Annotated in this window: 20 protein-coding genes; 10 read left to right on the top strand and 10 right to left on the bottom strand. The window is 62.8% G+C overall.

Translation table 11 applies throughout. The features are described 5' to 3' along the window. The first annotated feature begins 46 nt into the window (after positions 1–46). The 4 genes from GO014_RS13550 to GO014_RS13565 all read left to right on the top strand — a co-directional run bounded on the left by GO014_RS13550 (position 47) and on the right by GO014_RS13565 (position 4,320). The gene (locus GO014_RS13550) at positions 47–1,240 is read left to right on the top strand and encodes an MFS transporter (RefSeq protein ID WP_246204629.1); all 1,194 of its coding nucleotides are present in this window, start codon (positions 47–49) and stop codon (positions 1,238–1,240) included. Continuing rightward, entirely contained in the window at positions 1,240–2,673 is a 1,434-nt protein-coding gene (locus tag GO014_RS13555; protein ID WP_343030959.1) for a M81 family metallopeptidase, read from the top strand. The genes GO014_RS13550 and GO014_RS13555 overlap by 1 nt, the downstream gene beginning before the upstream one ends. A gap of 122 nt (positions 2,674–2,795) precedes the next feature. Further along, the gene (locus GO014_RS13560) at positions 2,796–3,563 is read left to right on the top strand and encodes a DeoR/GlpR family DNA-binding transcription regulator (protein WP_116588070.1); all 768 of its coding nucleotides are present in this window, start codon (positions 2,796–2,798) and stop codon (positions 3,561–3,563) included. Between the two features lie 22 nt (positions 3,564–3,585). Next, entirely contained in the window at positions 3,586–4,320 is a 735-nt protein-coding gene (locus GO014_RS13565; protein ID WP_157290881.1) for a 2-oxopent-4-enoate hydratase, read from the top strand. Positions 4,321–4,341: 21 nt separating this feature from the next. On the opposite strand, the gene GO014_RS13570 is transcribed toward GO014_RS13565, so the two are convergent. The 5 genes from GO014_RS13570 to GO014_RS13590 all read right to left on the bottom strand — a co-directional run bounded on the left by GO014_RS13570 (position 4,342) and on the right by GO014_RS13590 (position 10,222). Further along, positions 4,342–5,616 carry an L-fuconate dehydratase gene (locus GO014_RS13570; protein ID WP_157290882.1) on the bottom strand — a complete coding sequence of 425 codons (1,275 nt, stop codon included), beginning with the start codon at positions 5,614–5,616 and terminating at the stop codon, positions 4,342–4,344. Positions 5,617–5,780: 164 nt separating this feature from the next. Continuing rightward, positions 5,781–6,512, bottom strand: coding sequence for an SDR family oxidoreductase (locus tag GO014_RS13575; protein ID WP_157290883.1), 732 nt, complete (start codon positions 6,510–6,512; stop codon positions 5,781–5,783). Positions 6,513–6,640: 128 nt separating this feature from the next. After that, positions 6,641–7,585, bottom strand: coding sequence for an ABC transporter substrate-binding protein (locus GO014_RS13580; RefSeq protein ID WP_116588066.1), 945 nt, complete (start codon positions 7,583–7,585; stop codon positions 6,641–6,643). 88 nt (positions 7,586–7,673) lie between these two features. Continuing rightward, on the bottom strand, positions 7,674–8,669 hold the full coding sequence (locus GO014_RS13585) for an ABC transporter permease (protein WP_157290884.1): 996 nt from the start codon (positions 8,667–8,669) through the stop codon (positions 7,674–7,676). Continuing rightward, complete coding sequence (locus tag GO014_RS13590) at positions 8,666–10,222, bottom strand: sugar ABC transporter ATP-binding protein (protein ID WP_210252452.1); 1,557 nt, start codon at positions 10,220–10,222, stop codon at positions 8,666–8,668. Before GO014_RS13590 ends, GO014_RS13585 begins: the two co-directional genes overlap by 4 nt. Positions 10,223–10,366: 144 nt before the next feature. Between GO014_RS13590 and GO014_RS13595 the strand changes: the two genes are divergently transcribed. The 4 genes from GO014_RS13595 to GO014_RS13610 all read left to right on the top strand — a co-directional run bounded on the left by GO014_RS13595 (position 10,367) and on the right by GO014_RS13610 (position 14,440). Continuing rightward, a complete protein-coding gene (locus GO014_RS13595) occupies positions 10,367–11,059 on the top strand; it encodes a FadR/GntR family transcriptional regulator (RefSeq protein WP_157290885.1) in 693 nt (230 codons plus the stop codon). A 128-nt stretch (positions 11,060–11,187) separates the two neighbouring features. Beyond that, positions 11,188–12,090, top strand: a complete 903-nt coding sequence (locus GO014_RS13600; protein WP_157290886.1) for a sulfurtransferase — start codon at positions 11,188–11,190, stop codon at positions 12,088–12,090. A gap of 129 nt (positions 12,091–12,219) precedes the next feature. Next, positions 12,220–13,434 carry a YeeE/YedE family protein gene (locus tag GO014_RS13605; protein ID WP_157290887.1) on the top strand — a complete coding sequence of 405 codons (1,215 nt, stop codon included), beginning with the start codon at positions 12,220–12,222 and terminating at the stop codon, positions 13,432–13,434. 424 nt (positions 13,435–13,858) lie between these two features. Then, positions 13,859–14,440, top strand: a complete 582-nt coding sequence (locus GO014_RS13610; protein WP_157290888.1) for a DUF6969 family protein — start codon at positions 13,859–13,861, stop codon at positions 14,438–14,440. Here GO014_RS13610 and GO014_RS13615 read toward each other — a convergent pair. The 5 genes from GO014_RS13615 to GO014_RS13635 form a co-directional block, all read right to left on the bottom strand. Next, the gene (locus GO014_RS13615) at positions 14,426–15,145 is read right to left on the bottom strand and encodes a copper homeostasis protein CutC (RefSeq protein WP_157290889.1); all 720 of its coding nucleotides are present in this window, start codon (positions 15,143–15,145) and stop codon (positions 14,426–14,428) included. The two genes, GO014_RS13610 and GO014_RS13615, sit on opposite strands and share 15 nt — an antisense overlap. After that, the gene (locus GO014_RS13620) at positions 15,142–16,056 is read right to left on the bottom strand and encodes an ROK family protein (RefSeq protein WP_157290890.1); all 915 of its coding nucleotides are present in this window, start codon (positions 16,054–16,056) and stop codon (positions 15,142–15,144) included. The genes GO014_RS13615 and GO014_RS13620 overlap by 4 nt, the downstream gene beginning before the upstream one ends. A 73-nt stretch (positions 16,057–16,129) precedes the next feature. Next, positions 16,130–17,431 (bottom strand): TRAP transporter large permease, encoded by a 1,302-nt coding sequence (locus tag GO014_RS13625; RefSeq protein ID WP_157290891.1) that lies wholly within the window; start codon positions 17,429–17,431, stop codon positions 16,130–16,132. 22 nt (positions 17,432–17,453) lie between these two features. Next, on the bottom strand, positions 17,454–17,945 hold the full coding sequence (locus GO014_RS13630; RefSeq protein ID WP_116589569.1) for a TRAP transporter small permease: 492 nt from the start codon (positions 17,943–17,945) through the stop codon (positions 17,454–17,456). Between the two features lie 32 nt (positions 17,946–17,977). Further along, on the bottom strand, positions 17,978–18,982 hold the full coding sequence (locus tag GO014_RS13635; RefSeq protein ID WP_157290892.1) for a sialic acid TRAP transporter substrate-binding protein SiaP: 1,005 nt from the start codon (positions 18,980–18,982) through the stop codon (positions 17,978–17,980). 186 nt (positions 18,983–19,168) lie between these two features. On the opposite strand from GO014_RS13635, the gene GO014_RS13640 reads away from it, so the two are divergent. After that, complete coding sequence (locus GO014_RS13640) at positions 19,169–20,083, top strand: dihydrodipicolinate synthase family protein (RefSeq protein ID WP_157290893.1); 915 nt, start codon at positions 19,169–19,171, stop codon at positions 20,081–20,083. Positions 20,084–20,109: 26 nt separating this feature from the next. Beyond that, positions 20,110–20,790: a GntR family transcriptional regulator gene (locus GO014_RS13645; RefSeq protein WP_157290894.1), complete on the top strand. Its 681-nt coding sequence runs from the start codon at positions 20,110–20,112 to the stop codon at positions 20,788–20,790. The last annotated feature ends 16 nt before the right edge of the window (positions 20,791–20,806 follow it).

Consider the following 20,806-nt stretch of genomic DNA (forward strand, 5'->3'; position numbering starts at 1 on the left):
AAAGCAACGGCAGCGCCGAACACCCCAGGTCATTGAGGCCATTTGCATGTCTTTCCTCACGCCCCAGCGCCTTGTCATGCTGGTGTTCTTTCTCCAGCCCATCGCCTTTGGCTCGTGGCTGCCGCGTATTCCCGAGATCCAGTCGGCCATGGGGCTGGGTTCGGCGGCCCTGGCCATTGCACTGCTCGGCATGCCGGTGGGCACGCTCTTGACCCTGCCCTTTGCCGGGCCGCTGGTGGGCAGGATCGGCGCCCGCATGGCGATTCTGATCGGCTTTGTGTTCTATTCGATTGCCACCTGCCTGCCGGTGCTGGCGCCGGACCCGATCCTGCTGTTCATCGCGCTAATGCTGGCGGGTTCCTCCATCTCGTTTGTCGAGCTGGGGCTGAATGTCGAGGCCGATTTGGTGGAGAAATCCACCGGCAAGCTGATCATGAACACCTCGCATGGCTGCTGGTCGCTGGGCATCATGGTGGGCAGCCTGATCGGCTCGGGCTTTGTCGCCGCTAACGTTGCGCCGGGCATCGCGCTGCCCCTGCTGGCTTTTGCCGTACTTCCCGTCGCCTTGCTGGCCGGGTGGGCCCTGCCTGCTCTGAAGGACAGGACCGAAAACGAGACCGGCGAGCCGCAGCGCTCTGCCTGGTCCCTGCCCAGTCCGGCGCTAGTGGGGGTGTGCCTGTTCGTCTTCGGCATCACCATGACAGAAGGCGCAATGGCCGACTGGTCGGCCATATTCCTGCGCGATGCGCTCAATGCCGAGGGCGGGCTGGTGGGCCTGGGCTATTCGGTCTTCGCCTTCATGGTGGCTGCCGGCCGGTTTGGCGGCGACTTCCTCAAGCGACGGCTGGGCAGCGTCAATACGGCCCGGTTGTGTGGCACGCTGGCGGTGCTCGGCGCAGCACTGCTGTTTCTGGCGCCGAGCGTCGAGATCGCGCTGATCGGCTTTGGCACCATCGGCATTGGCGTGTCGGTCGGTTTCCCGCTGGCCGTTACGGCGGCTGCCGGCATTGGCGACCGCGCCGCCTCGGCCAATGTGGCCGTGTTGTCCTTTGTGGCACTGACCGGCTTTCTTATCGGCCCGCCGCTGATCGGCTTTGTGGCCGAGCACAGCGATATCCGGTTCGGCGTCGCCTGCGTCATCCCCATGCTGGTGGTGAGCCTGTTCCTCACCGGGCGACTGACGCCGCGCCCGGTCCGCACCAAACACAATCTCGAATCTGAAGTTCCTGGAGTTCTCTAGTGAAAATTGCCGTTGCCGGCCTGCACACTGAATGCAGCACCTATAACCCAGTCCTGGCGCGTGAGGCCGATTTTCGCGTGCTGCGCGGCCCTTCCATGCTCAAGGATCAATATTTCGATTTCCTGACGCATTTCCCGGCCGAGTTCATCACCATCCTGCACGCCCGAGCCATTGCCGGCGGACCGGTGGAACGGGCGCTCTATGATCGCTGGAAAGCTGAGATTCTCGATGGCCTGAAAGCCGCCATGCCGCTCGATGGGGTCTATCTCGCCATGCACGGCGCCATGCATGTCGAAGGCATGTTCGATGCCGAGGGCGACTTTATCAGCGCAGTGCGCGACGTTGTGGGGCCCGATGTGCTGATCGCGGCGTCTTATGATCTGCACGGCAATATCAGCCAACGCATCATCGACGGGCTGGACATGTTTTCGACCTATCGCACCGCGCCGCATATCGACGTGCAGGACACGATGCGCCGCGCCGTGACCATGCTGGTGCGAGCGCTCAAGACCGGCGTAAAGCCGGTAATTGCCTGGGCTCCGGTGCCGGTGCTGCTGCCGGGTGAACGCACCTCGACCCAGGACGAGCCGGCGCGCACGTTCTACACGCAGATCCACCAGGTCGAGGAGCCGAGCGGGATCTGGGATGCCTCCTTCCAGGTGGGCTATGTCTGGGCCGACGAGCCGCGCACCACCGCCTGCGCCGTGGTCACCGGCACCGACCGGTCGGCCATCGAACGGGCTGCGAACCATCTGGCGCAGAATTATTGGGATATCCGCGAGGGCTTTGTCTTCGGCATGGAGACCGGCTCCATTGAAGAATGCGTGGACCGGGCGGTGAGCAGCCCGACCCATCCGGTGGTGCTGGCCGAATCGGGAGACAATCCGACCGGCGGCGGCGTGGGCGACCGGGCCGAAGTGCTGGCGGCCCTGATGGCCAAGGACGCACAGGGCGTGATTTTTGCCGGCATTGCCGACAAGGCAGCGACCGACGCGGCCTATGCCGCGGGTGTGGGCGCCAGGCTGCCGCTCCATATCGGGGCGAGCCTTGATCCCTCAAGCACGCCGGTCGATACCGAAGCCGAGGTGGTGTTCCTGGCCCAGGCCGAGAGCGCCCATCTGCGCGAAGCGGTGGTTCGCATTGGCGGCATCGATCTTGTGCTGACCGCACGCCGCCGGCCGTTCCACAATATTGCGGACTTCACCCGGCTCGGGCTTGATCCGCACGGAGCCAACATCATCGCGGTGAAATCGGGCTATCTATCGCCAGAGCTGGGACCCATTGCCAATCCGGGCATCATGGCGCTCTCGCCGGGTGTGGTGGACCAGTTCGTCGAGCGCACCGAGCGGAAGCATACGCCGCGCCCGAGCTATCCGTTTGACCGGGATTTTGCGTTCATGCCGGAAGTGAAGTGGTCGAAGCGGGCTCGGTAAACTCTACACCTTGTCCCTCCCCATAAAGGGGAGGGAATGAGGGTGGGGTGACTTCTCCGCCACCACACCTTCCCCCTTCGCTCCCTTTCGTTTAATCACAAAACGAAAAGGAGTGCGCCACGATGACCCCATCAATGCGACAGGCGAAAATCGTCGAGCTGGCGCGCCAGCAGGGCGAGGTGAGTGTCGAGGAACTGGTTGCCGCGTTCGATGTGACGCCGCAGACGATCCGCAAGGATCTCAATGTCCTGTGCGACCGGGGTGCGCTGAAACGCACCCATGGCGGAGCGATGCACCCCTCCGGGGTCGAGAATGTCGAATATGAAGCGCGGCGGCAGATTGCGCCGGCAGAGAAGCGCGCCATCGGCAAGGCGGCTGCGGCGCTGATCCCCGACCACGCGTCGCTCTTCATCAATATCGGCACCACCACCGAAGCGGTCGGCCAGGCGCTGAGCGAGCATCGCGGACTGATGGTGATCACCAATAATATCAATGTGGCCAACCACCTGCGTGTCGTGCCCAGCACGGAAGTGGTGATTGCCGGCGGGGTGGTGCGGCCCAGCGATGGCGGCATTGTGGGCGAGGCGGCAGTGGATTTCATCCGCCAGTTCAAGGTGGATTTCGCCGTCATCGGCGTCTCCGCCATCGACCCGGACGGAGCGCTGCTGGATTTCGACTTTCGCGAGGTGAAAGTGGCCCAGGCGATCATCGCCAATGCGCGCCATGTGATCGTGGTGGCCGACCAGACCAAATTCACCCGCACCGCTCCGGTGCGGATCGGGCATCTGAGCCAGGCGCATAGTTTCATTACGGACATCTGCCGAGTGGACTCTATCCGCGAGGTCTGTGCAGATGCCGGCATCGCATTGATTGAAACAGGCGCTGCCTGACCTTTCCGGAATATACAGATCCATGAAGTCCATTGCTGAACTCGCCGCCGCCCTTATTTCTGCGCATGAGGGCGGCCCGCTGCTCGACCGCGTTCCAGAGCATTTGCTGCCCGCTGACCTCGACGCGGTCTATGCACTGCAGGACGAGGTGATTGCTCAAATCGGGCCAGTGGGTGGCTGGAAGGTGGCTGCGGGCCTTGGCGATCCGCCGCTCTGCTCGCCTATCCCGGCCAATCGTTTCCTGGGGACAGCGGACCTGATCGATGGCGAAAAGCGCCGCATCTTCCTGGCCGAAATCGAGGTGGCGGTGCAGTTGGGTGAAGACCTGCCGGGGGGAGCTCCGCCCGAGGCTGTTGAAGCAGCCATCGCCAGCCTGCATCCGGCGATCGAATTGATCGGCAATCCATTCGTTGATCGGGATGCGACCCCGCGCAATCTGCAGCTTGGCGACCTGCAATCGAACGGGGCGGTGATAGTCGGCAAGGCGATGGACCGCGCTCTGGTGGACGCGCTTGCGTCGCTGCCAGTCACCCTGGAACTCGATGGCAGGCCCGCGCATGCGGTCGGCAAAGGCGCCGGCTGGGATGATATTGTTGGCGCTATCGCCTGGCTGGCCGGTCATGCCGAGCAGCGGGGGTACGGTCTCAAGGCCGGACAGGTGATCATCACCGGCGCTCGCGCTTTGGCGCCGCTCAATGGCGCGAAGATGATCGAAGGCGTGCTAGGCGACTGGGGTCGCGTGACTTGCGGGGTTTGATCCGCAAGTCGCGCTGTCCACTCACCCCGTGAATCCATTCTGCGCGATCGAGGCCGGTTTCATCTCGATGGAAAAGCCGGGGCGCTCCGGCGGCATATAGGCCGCGCCCTTGATGACGCAGGGATCGAGGAAATGCTCGTGCAGGTGGTCGACATATTCGATCACCCTGCCCTGCTTCTTGCCCGAGACGGCCAGATAGTCGATCATGGAGAGGTGCTGGACATACTCGCAGAGGCCCACGCCACCGGCATGCGGCCAGACCGGCTTGCCGAACTTGGCGGCCATCAGCAGCACCGAGAGCACCTCATTGAGACCCCCGATGCGGCAGGCATCGATCTGGACGATGTCGATGGCGTCGCGGGTGATGAACTGCTTGAACAGGATCCGGTTCTGGCACATTTCGCCTGTGGCAACCTTCACCGGCCCGATGGCTTCGCGGATCTTGCGGTGGCCTTCCACATCGTCAGGACTGGTCGGCTCCTCGATGAAATAGGGCTCGAACCGCTTGAGTTGGTTCACCCATTCGATGGCCTGGTCGACTTCCCAGACCTGGTTGGCGTCGATCATCAGATAGCGGTCCGGGCCCATGATCTGGCGCACGATTTCAAGGCGCCGGATATCGTCATCGAGGTCGCGCCCGACCTTCATCTTGATATGGGTGAACCCGGCTTCGACCGCCTCGGTGGCCAGACGTGTCAGCTTCTCGTTCGAATAACCCAGCCATCCCGCCGAGGTTGTGTAGCAGGGATAGCCTTCATCGCGCAGCCGGTCGATGCGTTCGGCCTTGCCCGGTTCGGCGGCGCGGAAAATCTCCAGCGCTTCCTCGGGGGTGATGGCGTCGGTCAGATAGCGGAAGTCGATGATGGAGACGAGCTGTTCGGGGCTCATTTCGCTGACATAGAGCCAGACCGGCTTGTTGGCACGCTTGGCCAGCAGGTCCCAGACGGCGTTGACCACGGCACCCGTCGCCAGATGCATGGCGCCCTTGTCGGGGCCGATCCAGCGCAGCTGGCTGTCGCCGGTGACATGGCGCCAGAAGCGGCCGGGATCGGCCTCGATCCAGTCCAGTTCCAGACCGACGACACGGTCGGTCAGCGCGTTTATGGCCGCGACCACCACCTCGTTGCCGCGGCCGATCGTGAAGGTCAGCCCATGGCCTTCCAGATTGCCATCGGTTCCCAGCACCACATAGGCGGCGGAATAATCCGGGTCCGGGTTCATCGCATCGGACCCGTCGAGGGACTGGGACGTCGGGAAGCGAAGGTCGTGGGTGCTGAGGGAGGTGATCTTGGTCATGTGCAACTATCCATAAGGCCCCCTCACCCGGCCCTCCGGGCCGACCTCTCCCCCAAAGGGAGAGGTGGGGCATCGCGCCCTGTCTTGATATTACGGCTCCTGCGTCCCCTCTCCCTTGGGGGAGAGGGTCAGGGTGAGGGGGCCTTTCTCACCACTTCAATGCATCACGCCGTCCAGCCGCCATCGATGATGTGGACCTGTCCGGTGGTATAGGTGGCGCCGGCAAGATAGACGGCAAGGTCCGCAACCTCGTCGGGCCGGGCTATGCGGCCGATGGGCTGGCGGGCAATGAAGGCTTTTCTCGCGCCCTCAAAATCGCCGGTGGCCTCCCAGCGCTGATGCAGGCTGGGGCTGTCAACCGTGCCGGGACAGATGGCATTCACGCGTATGCCCTGAGTGGTGTAGTCAGCGGCAATGGACTTGGTGAGGCCCACAACGGCCGCCTTGGAGATGGTGTAGGCCGCACGGTTGGGCACGCCTTTGATCGAGGAGGCTACCGTTGCCATATTGATGATGGCGCCGTCGCGGCGTTCCAGCATTTGTGGCAGCACCGCCTGACAGGTGCGGATCTGCGCCTTGACGTTAAGATCGAGTGCAAAGTCGAGGTCTGCGTCGCTCATTTCGAGCACGGTGCCGTTATGCACTACACCAGCGCAATTGAAGAGTACGTCGATATGGCCGATCTCGGCCACCGCCTGTTTGACAGCATCGCCGGAAAGAACGTCGAGCACCCGTGTGGTCACATTGGGGATGGCATCGAGTTCGGAAAGCAGCGCCGCATTGATGTCGGTGGCGACCACCCTGGCGCCCGCCCGCGCAAAGGCTTCCGCGGAAGCCCGGCCGATGCCTTGCGCAGCGGCGGTGATAAGGACGGTTTTTCCGGAGAGGTCGGCCATTGCTCGGTCCAGTTTGATTTGTTGGCAGCCCTCTCCGCAAAAGGGGAGAAGGCGGCTGAGGGACCATTTCGGTGAGCCCTCAGCCGTTTCGTGCATCCCCTCTAACTTAAGCGGGGAAGATGACGGTCTCAGTCGTAGAGAACGGCCGCGATTTCGGGGTCGTCCATGTTGGTGGCGTCGTAGTAGTAGAAGCCAGTGTCGATCACCTTGGGCAGGTCTTCGCCATTAAGAGCAGCGACGGCTGCCTGGACTGTCTGATAGCCGATGCCAACCGGGTTCTGGGTGATGGCCCCAGCCATGACGCCGTTTTCGATCATCGACTTCTGGGCTGCACCGCTATCGAACCCGATGACAACGACATCGCTGCCCAGTTCCTGCTTGCCATTGGCGACGCCGATGGCCGAACCTTCATTGGAGCCGAAGATGCCATCAAGGTCGGGATTGGCGAGCAGGATCGACTTGGTGATCTCGGTCGACTGGAGCTGGTCACCACCGCCATACTGGATCGAGACGACCTCGATGTTCGGATAGGCTTCTTTCATGCGGTTGACGAAACCCTCGACACGGTCGATGCCGGTGCGGCTGGTCTGGTCGTGACCAACCACGGCCACCTTGCCTTCGCCGCCGATTTTCTCGGCCATGACGTCGGCAGCAAGTGCGGCAGCAGCGACGTTGTCGGTGGTTGCAGTGGCGAGCGGAATGTCGCTGTCGACACCCGAGTCAAAGGCGATGATCGGGATGCCGGCGTCGTTGGCCTGCTGCAAGAGCGGCAGGGCGGCCTGGCTGTCGAGGGCGGCAAAACCGATCGCATCAGGCTCGCGCGACAGGGCGGCGGCCAGCATGTCCATCTGACGGTCGACCTGGCTTTCGCTTTCCGGCCCCTCGAAGGTAACGGAGACGCCCAGATCTGCGGCAGCCTGGTCGGCCCCAGCCTTCACGGCCTGCCAGAACTGGTGCTGAAAGCCCTTCGAGATCAGGGCGATATCGACCTGATCCTGGGCCAGTGCGGGGCCGGAAGCGGCCAGCATGGCGACGGCGCTGATGGCACCAATAAGACTACGGCGGTTGAGCATTGAAATCCTCCCAAATGCTGCTGTGAAACTGCTGAAACTTGTTTTTCTAGGTTTTGGCGCACCGGCGGCGCGCGGCGGAGTTCGGCGCCTAAAGTTTGCGGCGCCGCAGTATGTCGGCATAGACGGCCAGGATGATGATGGTCCCGGTCACCACGGTCTGCCATTCCTGCGCCACCGAAAGAATGCGCAGGCCATTGGCCAGGACCGAGATGATGAGCGCCCCGATAAGCGTGCCCAGCACGGTGCCACGACCGCCCGAAAGCGAGGTGCCACCGATAACGACAGCGGCGATGGCTTCAAGCTCGTAACCCTGCCCCAGCGCGGGCTGGGCGGAGTTGAGACGGCTGGCAATCAGCACCCCACCCACGCCGACAATGGCGCCTGACAGGGCATACACGCCAATCTTCCAGCGATCGACATTGACACCGGAAAGCCGCACGGCCTCCTCGTTGGAGCCGAGCGCAAAAGTGTACCGGCCCAGCGCGGTTTTACCCAGAATAAAGGCGGTGAGCAGGGCCACAAGAAACAGGATCATCACGCCATTGGGCACCGGTACTGCCGGAATGATCTGTCCGACTACCGAGCCCAGGGCGATCTGGTTAAAGCCCGGCGTGTCGTTGAAATAGATCGGCCGGGTGCCCGAAATCACCAGCGAGAGTCCCTTGAGGATCAACATCATCCCCAGGGTTGCGATGAAGGGAGGCACCTTGAGCTTGGCGACGACCGTTCCCGAGATCAGTCCGCTCGCCGCACCGGCGAGGATGGCGCCGAGAATGCCGATCGGCATGGGCAAGCCCCAATAGGTGAGGAAGACGCCCGCGATCACGGCACAGAATGTCATCAGCGTTCCCACCGAGAGGTCGATCCCGCCGGTGATGATGACCAGGGTCACCGCGATGGCCAGAACGCCATTGACGGCGGTCGCCTGCAGAATGGCCAGAATGTTCTGGGTCTGCATGAAATTGGGAGACGCCAGCGAGAAGACGACGACCAAGGCGATAAGGCCGGAAAAGGCCAGCAGGCGATGGAAGGCGCCAGTCATGCGGATGCCGGATTTCTGGGCTGGGGCAGCGGTATCGGTCATGCAATCTTCCTTTCGGCATCCGGTCTCATGGCCGCTTCGCGCATGGTGGCAAGGCGCATGATTTCCTCCTGGCTGGCATCGCCCGGCAAAATGCCGGTCAGCCGGCCCTCGCACATCACGGCGATGCGGTGGCTGAGACGCAGAATCTCTGGCAACTCGGAGGATATGACGATGATGGCCTTGCCCTGGGCGGCAAGGTTGTTGAGCAATTTGTAGATCTCGGACTTGGCGCCGACATCGATGCCACGGGTTGGCTCATCGAAAATCAGAATGTCACAATCGCGCAGCAGCCATTTGGCGATGACCACCTTCTGCTGATTGCCGCCTGAGAGGAGCCTGGCTTCCTGCGTGTCACTGGGTGTCTTGATGGCAAGCTGGCGGATGTAATCGCGAGCGGATTTTTCCATCCCGGCCTCGTCGAGCACGCCGGCGGGATTGGTAAACCGCTCCAGACTGGCGAGGGCGATATTGTTGCGCACGTCCATGCCGGTGGCCAGGCCGAAGAGCTTTCGATCTTCAGACAGATAGCCGATACCCTTTGACACCGCGTCACGCGGCGCGGTGATGCCGACGCGCTCGCCATGCACCCAAATCTCTCCGCTTTCCTTGCGATCAGCGCCAAAAATGGCCCGGGCCACCTCGGTTCGCCCAGCCCCCATCAGCCCGGCAAAGCCAAGAATTTCGCCCTGACGCACGGAAAAGCTGACGTCGCGTATTTCACGGCCGCGGTTGAGCCCCTTGACCTCAAGTGCCACCGGCTGGCCGGAGGTGTCAGGAATGGCGTGCGCCTCAGTGTTGAGGGTACGTCCCACCATCATGGAAATGATGGTTTCAATAGGCGTTTCGGCGGCCGGAACAGTGCCGACATATTCGCCATCGCGCATGACCGTCACGCGGTCAGAGATGCGTTTAATCTCATCCATCTTGTGAGAGATGTAGACGATCCCGACGCCCTCGGCCTTGAGCCGGTTGATGATCGCAAAGAGTTCGGCAATTTCGGCATCGTTAAGTGCTGCGGTGGGCTCATCCATGATGAGAACCCGGCTGCGGTAGGACAGCGCCTTGGCAATTTCGACCATTTGCTGTTTGGCAATGGTCAGCGTCTCCACCAGCACGGTCGGCTCGAGATTGAGATTCATAGACTTGAAGATGGCAGCGGTATCGCGATTAAGCTGGCGCTCATCAAGGATACCGAAGCGGCGCGGTTCGCGGCCGATAAAGATGTTCTGCGCGGCGGTCAGATCGCGCATCAGGGCCAGTTCCTGGTGAATGATGGAGATCCCGGCGTCCTGCGCCTGGCGCGGCGAGGTGATCTCGACAGCCTTCCCATCAAGCAGAACTTCGCCTGCGTCCCGGTCATAGACACCGGACAACACCTTCATCAGCGTCGACTTGCCGGCTCCGTTCTCCCCCATCAGCGCGTGGACTTCGCCGGGCATCAACTCAAATTGTGCCTGGCTGAGCGCTCGAACGCCGGGAAAGGACTTGTCGATATTGCGCATTTGGACCAACGGCACGGCGCGTGCCGCAGCATCGACTGTCGCTCCCTCCATGGCTTAACCTCCCGCACCCGGCCCGGCTTTTGTGCCAGACTCTTGAGCCGATCCCGAGCTAATGGCAAGATTGCCAAGCTGTCAAGTGGTCAGACCAGTAGACATCCGGACCTAACCTCGCTATGAGTGGGCGAGGGGAAGGCTATGAAGCTCCAAGCTGTCTCGAATCGTAAACTCTACATCCAGATTGCCGATCAAATCCGCGACCAGATTGTCAGCGGCTCGATTGAAGCAGGGCGGCAATTGCCGTCAGAGCGCGACCTGGCGCTGAGCCTTGGTGTATCGCGGCCCACAGTCCGGGAAGCTCTGATTGCGCTTGAAGTGGCGGATCTGGTGGAGGTGCGAATTGGGGTTGGCGCTTTCGTCAAGCAACCGAAAGACGCGCGCGTTCCCTTGCCGGAATTGAGCGCGTCGCCGCTTGAGGTCACTGCGGTGCGCCGCCTCCTGGAACCCGAGGCCGCGGCCCAAGCCAGCCTTATCATATCACCCGAAGGCAAGGCGCGATTGGAAGAGACGTTGAGCCGGATGCGGGTGGAGACCGAGACCGGGCGCTGGTCGGTCGAGAGTGACCGCACGCTGCACATGACACTGGCCGACGCCTGCGGGAATGCCGTACTGCGCGAAATGCTCGAAGGCCTGTGGAAGGCGCGGGGCGACGAACTCGACACCCGGTTTCACCAGCACCTGGTCGAAACCGGCACCGTGCGTGGGCACATTCTGGTTGACCATGAGGCAATCGTTGCGGCAGTGGTCAGCGGCGACAGCGAAGGTGCGCGGTCTGCCATGGCGCGTCACCTGGACTTTGTTGTCGACGCCATGCTGGAGGCCTGGGAGTAAGCCATTGCCGCGCGCGCTGCGGACCACAGGCAAAAATTCCCGGTTTTGAACGGAATTTGGGTTCCAGGACTTCGCCTCCATGCACCGATTTCTATAGATTCTGGGCAAAACAGACTTTGGAGTTACCCATGCGCCTTTCCACCTTTGCCGCCGCCGCAGTGCTGGCCGTGACCCCGATTGCCGTGCAGGCTCAGGATGTCACCCCGCTGGTGAGCGCAGAATGGCTGAAAGCCCATGCCGATGATGACAATCTCGTCATCCTCGACATCCGCGCCGACATTGAAAACACCGATCTGGGCGAATTGCCCTATATCGCCAACGCTGTAGTTGCCCCCTACAACACCGCCGGGTGGCGCACCGAAATCGAAGGCGTGCCGGGCCAGATCCCGCCCGCGGAGCAGATCGCCGAACTGATCGGAAGCCTGGGCATCGATGGCGACGACCATGTGGTGATCGTGCCCTGGGGCACCGACAGTTCCGAATTCGGGGGCGCAACCCGCGTCTACTGGACCTTCAAATATCTCGGCCATGACGAGGTTTCCATCCTCGATGGCGGCTGGCGCCAATATGACGCCCAGGGCGGCGAGCGCGTGGCCGAGGCCGCTGTGCCCGAAGCCACCGAGTTCCCCTATGAGGTGCGCGAAGAGCTGCGGGCGACCACTGCGGATGTGGAAGCGGCACTGGCAGCGGGCACAAAATTGGTCGATGGCCGTCCCAACGCGCAGTTCCTTGGCGAAGCCAAGAGCCCGGTTGCTCGCGTGGCCGGCACCATCCCCGGGGCCGTGAACCTTGAAAACTCGGCTGTCTATAGCGCTGAATATGCCAGCTTTGCCCGGCCAGAGACCATTGCCGCCTTGGCCGAGGGCATTGGCCTGGGTGCCGATGAAGACAACATCGTGTTCTGCAACACCGGTCACTGGGCTTCGGTGGTGTGGTTTGCGCTGCATGAAGTTGGCGGCAACAAGAACACCGCCATGTATGATGGTTCGATGGCCGAGTGGACGGCCGATCCGGCCCGTCCGATCCAGTAATCACCGGAGACGAGCCCTGTCGCCTCGCCGACATGGCGGCGACCGAATGGATGGCCTGAGAATTGGATGTTGCGCCCGACCGGCGCAGCATCCAAAACGTCTTGACCGCACGAGTTTTTGCAAAGCACCATGAGCGACATTTCCGCATCCACGCCCAAATTTCTGCCTCCGGTCAGGTCTGACCGCTGGCCCCTTATTGTTGCCGCGACCGCGCTGGTTCTGGGTTTCTTGCTCATCACCAGCCTGGTTGATCTGCGTCAGGGCGCCTTGTTCCTGATCGGCGGCGCACTGGGCGCCGCCCTGTTCCATGGCAGCTTCGGCTTTACCGGCGGCTGGCGCCGCATGGTGGTGGAAAAGCGCGGCCGCTCGATGCGGGCGCAGATGCTGATGATCGGGGTTGCCGCCATCGCCATGATCCCGCTGGTTGCGGCCGGATCAATTGGCGGGCAGGCCATTGTCGGGGCTGCCGCGCCGGTGGGTATCTCGGTGCTGCTGGGTGCGGCCCTGTTCGGCCTGGGCATGCAATTGGGCGGTGGCTGCGGCTCAGGCACGCTGTTCACCGTCGGGGGCGGTTCAGCCCGCATGCTGGTGACGCTGGCGTTTTTCATCATCGGCGCGCTGATCGGCACCGCGCACCTGCCCTTCTGGCTCGAGCAGCCCGCGCTGGGCACGTTCAGCCTGGGGGCGGAGATCGGCATAGCCGGCGCGCTGGCCGTGACCATTGCCGCCCTGGCGCTGGTGGCCCTTGTTACCGCGCTGATCGAGCGACGCGCGCATGGCAATCTTGAAGCCGAGCCCCTACCGGCCCGACCGGGCTGGAGCTGGCTGTGGCTGGGGCCGTGGCCGCTGGTCGGCGCAGGGCTGGCGCTGGCGCTGCTCAATATTGCAACCCTGCTGACCGCGGGCCATCCCTGGTCAATCACCTATGGCTTTGGCCTGTGGGGCGCGAAAATCGCGCAAGGAATCGGTATCGATGTGGCGAGCTGGGAATTCTGGACCTGGCCGGCGCAGGCCCAGGCGCTGCAATCCTCGGTACTGGCCGATACCGTCTCGGTGATGGATTTCGGCCTGGTGCTGGGCGCGGCCATCGCCGCCTCGATTGCGGGCAAGTTCGCCCCAAAGGCCAAGCTGCCGCTGGGGTCGCTGCTGGCGGCCATTGTCGGCGGGCTGTTGATGGGCTACGGCGCACGCCTCTCCTTTGGCTGCAATATCGGCGCCCTGTTTTCAGGCATTGCCACGGGGAGCCTGCATGGCTGGCTGTGGTTCGCTGCGGCCTTTGCCGGCTCCTATGCCGGGGTCTGGGCACGCCCGCTGTTTGGTCTTGATGGATTGAGCCGCAAATGAGTTCGCGCAACACAGTTCTGTTTGGTGCCGCGCTCGCCGTGTCGACCGCGGCCATCGCCTATGACCATGTGACGAATCCGATTCCGCCGCGTCCGACAGCGGAAACCCGTGTCAGCGCAGGTGCATCACCCTGCTCTGCCGGGGCCGCCCCATGTGCGGCCGGCGCACCTTGTGCCGCGGGCGCGCCCAGCAAGGCAGCACCGCCGCCACCCCCGGCAGCCGCGCCCTGCGCAGCGGGGGCGCCGGCCAAGGCCGCGCCGCCACCGCCTCCGGCCATACCGCCAGCCACGACACAGAAGGCCCCTCCGCCCCCGCCACCAGCCACGCCGCCCGCTGCAACGGCGCCGCAATTGGCGCCGCCCCCGGCCCCGAAGCCGCTTCCGGACGGGGCAGAGGAAGCGCCGGACCTGGTGGTTTCTGATTGATGAGCGCCGCGCGGGAACAGGCCCACGCGGAAATCGCCTTTTGCGAGGCTGTCCTCGCCAAGGGCGGTCTTACCGTGCTGAGCGAAACCTTTGCCGGCATCACCGACATTGCCGCCTGGGAGCACTATCCTGCGGGCGATGTGTTCGATCCGGCCAGCAATGCGCAGTGGTTCTATCACTGTCATCCAGCCGAGGACGGTGCGACAGAGCATGGGCATTTCCATTGCTTCGTGCGCCCCGATGGACCGGCGGGCCCGATCCATCACCTCTGCGCGGTGGGCGTTGACGCCCAGGGGCGGCTGTTGCGGCTGTTCACCGTCAATCAATGGGTGGTTGGGGATGACTGGGCGGATGCGGAGACGACCATTCCCCTCCTCGCCCGCTTCGACATGCAGATGCCGCGCCCATCCTACCTCGTCAATCGCTGGCTGACGGCGGTGTTGGTGGCCCATGAGGACGAGATTGCCGCGCTTGTCCGCCAGCGCGATGCGGTGCTCGCGGGCCATCAGCCACCGGAGGGCATTGCAGCCCGTGATGACCGCGCGCTGGAAGTGACTTCCGAACTTCTAGTGGACCACTAAAGTGGCCTTGAGGGCGGCAACCTTGTCGGGGCTGGTGGCGCGGCGCTTCGGGCTGACGAAGCCAAGGCGCTGTGCGACATCGCTATCGGGCGGCACCGTCGCGGAGCAGGAGCCATGAACGGCCGCCAAAGGGACGCGGCCAAGAATATGCGGCGCGGTGGCCGCATTGACGCCTGCCCCGGCCATGATGGTGATGCGCCCGTCGGCGATATTATGGGCCAGCTCAAGATCGGCAATGCCCTCAAGCGCGCTGGGCGCGCGGCCCGAGGTCAAAATGGTATCGAAACCCAGGGCAATGGCCTGTTCGACCGCTTCGGCAATGTCCGGCACCAGGTCAATGGCGCGGTGCAGGGTCTTCTGCATTTCGCCGGCTTCATCCACCAGGCGCTCCAGTTTTTCGATATCGAGCCGCCCGTTGGGCAGGCTGGCGCCCAGCACCACGCCGGAGAGCCCGGCCTGACGCGCGGCCTCGATATCGCCCAGCATGGCTTCGAGGTCGCCGGCGGTGAAAACAAAATCGCCGGCGCGCGGGCGGATCATCGCGCGCACCGGCACCGGGGCCCTGCCCGCCAGCGCCATCAGGCCAGCATAGGGTGTCAGCCCCCCAAGTTCGAGCACCGAACAGAGTTCCACCCGGTCGGCACCGCCGACAATCGCGGCGGCCAGGCCTTCGGCAGTGTCAACGCAGACTTCGAGCAGAGTCATGCCACTCCCTCCGAGAATGCCAGGCTCGCCGCGCCGGTCAATCCAGCATCGACGGTCAATTGCGCGGGGACGACCAACGGGCGGTCAATCTTGCGCAGGATACGCCCGCGCACCGCCACATCCAACCGGGCAACCAGGCCATGTGCATTGCCCAGCCCGCCGCCAACCGGGATGATGTCGGGCCCGACGATATTGACGGTCAGCGCCAGGGGAAGGGAGACCAGCTCGACATAGAGATCAAGCGTCTGGGTGGCCTGCACGTCACCGCTTTGCCATTGCGTCACAATGTCCGTGCTTGGCAGATCGGCGCCATGCAGGTGCTTGTGCAGCTTCTCGATGCCGCGGGCGCCACCGACTGTATCGACGCAGCCCTCAAGGCCGCAGCCGCAGGGCAGATGCGGCATGTCGAAGGGCGGAACACTGACCCGAGTGGCCACCGCCGTGCCATGTCCCCATTCGCCGGACAGGCCGCCGCCGCCCCGGAACAGGCGACCAGCGGCGACAATGCCGCCGCCGACCCCAGTGCCCAGAATGGCGCCAAAGACGACGCGATGATCGCGCCCGGCGCCGGCAAAAGCCTCGGCCAGGGCAAAGCAATCGGCATCATTAGCGACCAGAACCTGACAGCCCAGCCGCGCACCAAGGTCGCCGGCCAGATTGCGACCATCGATGCAGGGGATATTGGCCACTGTGGTCAATCCGGATTCCGGATCGACGACGCCGGTGACGGAAATGGAGACCGGGCGGCCCGCAGGGGCACCGCCCTGTTCGATGAGGCCGGCAATCGCGGCGGCAAAGGCCTCGAAATCATCGCGCGGGGTCGGCACGCGACCCAACGGCACCAAAGCGTCGGGGCCAGTGGCAGTGGCCGCCTTGATGGTGGTGCCGCCAATATCGAAACAGGTAATCATGTGCCGGGGCCTTTTTGTCCGGCATTTAGTCTGGTTGCGCCCGCGCGATCAAGGTGCGGGCACAGGCAAAGAATCAGTTCAGCAGGCCTGCCGCGCGCGGCAGCCAGAGGACGGTTTCAGGCACATAGGTAATGAGTATCAGAACCCCGATCAGGATGGCGATAAGTGCCCAGATTTCGCGGATCATCTCGCCCAGCGGAATGCCGTTGAGCGCCTTGATGATATAGAGCAGGATGCCATAGGGGGGCGTGATCAGGCCGATCATCATGTTGAACACGACCACCACGCCGAAATGGTGCAGGTCGATGCCCAGTGCTGCCGCCGTGGGGATGAACAGCGGGGTGATCACCAGCATGATGGTTGAGACGTCGAGGAAACAGCCAAGCAGCAAATACAGGATGTTCACGAAGAGTAGAAACGTCCACTGGTTCATGTCGAAGCCCACGAGGAACTCGTAGAGCATTTGCGGCACGCGCTCGATCGCGATGGCGTAGTTGAAAATGAAGGCGCCACCCAGGACAAGCGTCACGACGGCGGTGGTCTTTACGGTCTCGCGCACGACCTTGTAGAAGTCCGCAAAGCCCATGGATCGGTAGGCAATGACTGCCAGGACCAGCGCGTAGAAGGCGGATACGGCGGCCGCTTCGGTCGGCGTGAAGGCGCCAGAATAGATGCCGCCGAGCAGGATCACCGGCATCATTAAAGGCGGCACAGCCCTTAGAATGATAACGGGATAGAGTCCCCAGGGAATTGTGTCTTCGACAGGAAATTTGCGTCTGATGGCGACGATCTGGACATAGATACAGAGCGCCAGCACCACGATCAGCGCCGGCACCACGCCAGCGAGGAACAGCACCCCGACCGAGGTCGAGGAGATCAGCGCATAAAACACCAAAGGAATGGAGGGCGGAAAGATCGGCCCGACAACAGCGGTCGCCGCGGTCAGAGCACCAGCAAAGCCACGCGGGTACCGATTCTTGTCGATCATCATGCCGGTGACCACCTTGCCGACGCCTGCAGCATCGGAAATGGCTGAGCCGCTCATACCCGAGAAGATCAGCGAGGTGACGACATTGACCTGGGCCAGACCGCCCGGCAGACGTCCGACCATGGCCAGAGAAAATTTGAGCAGGCGCTCGGTGATCTTGCCTGATTCCATGATGTTGGCGGCAAAGATGAAGAGCGGCACGGCCAGGGCGACAAAGTTGCCGAAGACGCCATTGAGCACGTTTTCAGCGGCCAGACCCACATCTCGGCCCGAGACCAAGAGGTAGAAAATCGAAGCCACAATCATCGAGATCGAGAAGGGCAGGCCCGATGCCGTGATGACGATCAGCAGGACAACAAGGATGGGAAGGGCGTAATCCGCCAGCATGACAAAACTCCTCGCGGACGGATCAGATGTGGTGGCGCCAGTTCCGGCCCATCAGGCCGAACAGACGGTGAAGGCCCTGCGCCGAAAAGGACACGAGAAACACCAGATAGCAGCCATAGATCCATTCCATGGGCAGGCGCATCACCGGCGAATTCTTGCGCGTCAGAAAGGCGAGATAATCCCAGGTGTGGGGGATCAACAGACCAAAGGCGATCAACAGCACCACCATGGCGAAGATGGCAAAGGCGCGCCGGCCATTGTCGGACAGCACGTCATAGAGCACGTCGAAAGAGACATGCTCCTTGATGCGCACCATGAAGGCCGCCGCCCAGAAGACCGCCCAGATAAAGGCGATCATGACGAATTCTTCGGTCCAGGCGAGCGGCCGGTTCATGACATAGCGCATGAAGACCTGGGCGATGAAACCACCAAAAGCAACCACGAAGAAAAGGACGCCGAGGAGATCGGCAAACTTTCGCAATGTGGAAAACAGGGACTTCAGGTTCGCATTCATTTCGTCGTCCAGGTCAGGCGTGGTTCAGGCGATCAGGGCGCCAGTTCGTTGATGCGGTCAACCCAGCCTTCGGGCCAGGAGGCGGCGCGATCGGAGGTGAGGTAGAAGTTCTGCACATGGGTGCGGAACGCCTCAACGTCAGGCGTGGTCACCGTCAGGCCCTCTTCCTCGAAGAAGGACACAAGGCGATCTTCGTTGGCAATGCGTTCGGCATTGTTCCAGTCGCAGGCGGCAACGGCGGCCTCGGTCATCTTGGCCTTCTCGTCGTCGGTGAGCTGTTCCCAGGTCTGATTGTTGACCGCCATGGGCAGGCCATCGACCAGGTGGCTGGTCAGCGTAATCTGCTCGGTGACCTCGTAGAACTTGGCCGCTTCAACGGTAGGCAGGGGATTGTCCTGCGCGTCGATCGTGCCGGTCTGCAGGCCCAGATAGACCTCGCCGAACGGAAGCGGGGTCGGATTGGCGCCCAGAGCCTCGCCAAGGAACAGCCAGCTATCGGAACCGGGCATGCGCAGCTTGACGCCGGCCAGATCCTCGGGGGTCTGGATGTCGCGTGCGGTGCGCAGGTTGAGCTGGCGCGTGCCGAGATAGCAGGCATCGAGAAGCTGAATGCCCATTTCGTCGGAAACGCGCTGCTTGAATTCTTCGCCGATATCGCTTTCCAGCACGGCCCGGTAGTGCTCGGGATTCTGGAACAGATAGCCGGCGGTGAACAGGCCGAATTCGGGGATGGCATCGGCAATCAGCTGGAAGGCGACATAGGCCATTTCGGCATTGCCGCGCTGCAGCGCATCGAGATCGGCGTTCTGACCGAACAGGGCGCCCGAATCGTAGAGCTGGATGTCGAAGCGGCCCGGCAGCAGCTCTTCGAGCTTGTATGCAAAAACCTGCATGGCCTGGGTATGCAGATCGGTCGGAACCGAAACGGTGGTGAATTTGAGTTCGATCTGGTCCTGAGCCAGAGCCGGCGTGGCCACAAGGGCGGTGGCCAGCGCAGTCGCAGTCATGGCGACCAGGGCGGTGTGCTTAAGGGTCATTACGATCCTCCCTCTCGAGCGATGATGATGACGGTTCGCTTCCTCCCCTCCGGCGTCCTTTTGCCGGTGAAAGCGTCCGCTTGTTTTGACGGGCGGACTTTGCAACAGGAAACGACTGATGTAAACAGTGATGTGACAACTGATTGTATCAGTGTATGGACAAGCCCATTGCGGAGGACCTTTACCGTGGCGAACTCAGACCTTTCCGGCATCATTTGCGCGTCGGTGACCCCGGTGACCGCGCAATATGGAATCGACGCCGGGCGCCTCGCCATGCATTGCGCGCGCCTGCTGGAGAACGGTTGCAGCTTCGTCTCGACCTTTGGCACGACGGGAGAAGGCGCCTCATTCTCGACCAATGAGAAAATCGCCGCCCTTCGCGCCCTGCGTGATGCCGGGGCCGACATGAGCAAGCAAATTCCCTCGGTGATGACCCCAAGCAGCGATGAGGCCGGACGCCTGATCGCCGAGATCGCGGCGCTGGGTTGCCGCGGCGCGCTTGTGCTGCCGCCCTTCTATTATGGCAGTGCGACCGAGGGAGGCATTGTCGCCTTTTTTGATGCCGCACTTGCCAAGGCTGGCAATCCCGACCTCGACATATTGCTCTACAATATTCCGCAATTCTCTCGCATCACGTTCACGCCAACCCTTGTCGCCAAGCTGGTCGACCGATTTGGGCAGCAGATCGTGGGCGTCAAGGATTCCACCGGCAGGCTGGAAAGCGGGATTGAGCTGGCACAAGGCTTCCCGCAGCTTTCCGTGTTCACCGGCGACGATCGCGTATTGCCGCATTTGCTCGCAAAGGGCGGGGCCGGAATGATCGGCGGCATGCCGAACCTGTTTGCCTCGGATCTGCGCCGGCTCTACGAGGCGCCTGACGCCGCGAGCTCAGAGGCTTTGAAGGCCAATGCTGCGACCCGCATTGAAGCGGTGGATGGCAATGGGGCGCTGCTTGCGCTCAAGGCCACGCTGGCGGCACTTTATGGTGACGCCGAATGGGCGCGCGCCATGCCGCCGCTTGTAGCCATTTCGTCAGAACGGGCAGAGCTCGTATTCAAGGCAATTGAGGGCACCGGCTTTGCGGTGCGCCCCGCCGCCTGATAGAGCCAGTGCCAGGGAGGGGAGCCATGGCAAGACACAGCAATGCGGCAACCATCGGGGCCGGACCGGCCTCGGTCAAGAAGACGGCTTATGAGCGGTTCCAGCAGGAACTGCTCGCCGGTCGTCTGCGCCCCGGCCAGGTGGTGTCACAGCGCGATCTGGTGCAGACGCTGGGGCTCTCCATCGGCGCCCTGCGCGAGCTCCTGCCGCGGCTCGAAGCCGAGGGCCTGCTCAATGTAATGCCGCAGCGGGGCATCCAGATCACCACCATCGATCTGCCGATGATCCGCGACGCCTATCAGATGCGCATGGCCTTCGAGCGCGAGGCGGCCCTGTTCGCCGTGGACCGGATGCCCGATGCCTTGGTCGAGGAGCAAAAGCGGCTGCATCTGGAAAGTCTGGAACGGCTCAAGACCGACCGCACCCCGGCCTTTTTCGAGGAGAGCCAGGATGTCGACAGCCGCTTTCATGAGTTGCTGGTGGACTTCACGCAGAACGAGCTGCTGATCCAGGCCTATGATCTCAATTCCATCCGGGTGCGCCTGATCAAGCTGGACCGGATTACCCTCTCGGCCACCACCCTGCCCGCGGCCTTTGGCGATCACCTGGCTATTATCGATGCCATTCTTGAGCGTGATCGCTGGAAAGCGGCCGCGGCCATGGAAACCCATATCCGCAATGCACGCGAGCGCGCCCTGGCAATCTAGCCGCGCGCCGCACTTC

It is taken from the genome of Devosia marina (assembly GCF_009758415.1).
In the GTDB taxonomy this organism is placed as follows: Bacteria; Pseudomonadota; Alphaproteobacteria; order Rhizobiales; family Devosiaceae; genus Devosia; species Devosia marina.

Coding starts and splice junctions, on each gene's coding strand:
- GO014_RS13550 (WP_246204629.1), top strand. CDS start 47: ATGTCTTTCCTCACGCCCCAGCGCCTTGTCATGCTGGTGTTCTTTCTC.
- GO014_RS13560 (WP_116588070.1), top strand. CDS start 2,796: ATGACCCCATCAATGCGACAGGCGAAAATCGTCGAGCTGGCGCGCCAG.
- GO014_RS13565 (WP_157290881.1), top strand. CDS start 3,586: ATGAAGTCCATTGCTGAACTCGCCGCCGCCCTTATTTCTGCGCATGAG.
- GO014_RS13570 (WP_157290882.1), bottom strand. CDS start 5,616: ATGACCAAGATCACCTCCCTCAGCACCCACGACCTTCGCTTCCCGACG.
- GO014_RS13575 (WP_157290883.1), bottom strand. CDS start 6,512: ATGGCCGACCTCTCCGGAAAAACCGTCCTTATCACCGCCGCTGCGCAA.
- GO014_RS13580 (WP_116588066.1), bottom strand. CDS start 7,585: ATGCTCAACCGCCGTAGTCTTATTGGTGCCATCAGCGCCGTCGCCATG.
- GO014_RS13585 (WP_157290884.1), bottom strand. CDS start 8,669: ATGACCGATACCGCTGCCCCAGCCCAGAAATCCGGCATCCGCATGACT.
- GO014_RS13590 (WP_210252452.1), bottom strand. CDS start 10,222: ATGGAGGGAGCGACAGTCGATGCTGCGGCACGCGCCGTGCCGTTGGTC.
- GO014_RS13595 (WP_157290885.1), top strand. CDS start 10,367: ATGAAGCTCCAAGCTGTCTCGAATCGTAAACTCTACATCCAGATTGCC.
- GO014_RS13600 (WP_157290886.1), top strand. CDS start 11,188: ATGCGCCTTTCCACCTTTGCCGCCGCCGCAGTGCTGGCCGTGACCCCG.
- GO014_RS13605 (WP_157290887.1), top strand. CDS start 12,220: ATGAGCGACATTTCCGCATCCACGCCCAAATTTCTGCCTCCGGTCAGG.
- GO014_RS13610 (WP_157290888.1), top strand. CDS start 13,859: ATGAGCGCCGCGCGGGAACAGGCCCACGCGGAAATCGCCTTTTGCGAG.
- GO014_RS13615 (WP_157290889.1), bottom strand. CDS start 15,145: ATGACTCTGCTCGAAGTCTGCGTTGACACTGCCGAAGGCCTGGCCGCC.
- GO014_RS13620 (WP_157290890.1), bottom strand. CDS start 16,056: ATGATTACCTGTTTCGATATTGGCGGCACCACCATCAAGGCGGCCACT.
- GO014_RS13625 (WP_157290891.1), bottom strand. CDS start 17,431: ATGCTGGCGGATTACGCCCTTCCCATCCTTGTTGTCCTGCTGATCGTC.
- GO014_RS13630 (WP_116589569.1), bottom strand. CDS start 17,945: ATGAATGCGAACCTGAAGTCCCTGTTTTCCACATTGCGAAAGTTTGCC.
- GO014_RS13635 (WP_157290892.1), bottom strand. CDS start 18,982: ATGACCCTTAAGCACACCGCCCTGGTCGCCATGACTGCGACTGCGCTG.
- GO014_RS13645 (WP_157290894.1), top strand. CDS start 20,110: ATGGCAAGACACAGCAATGCGGCAACCATCGGGGCCGGACCGGCCTCG.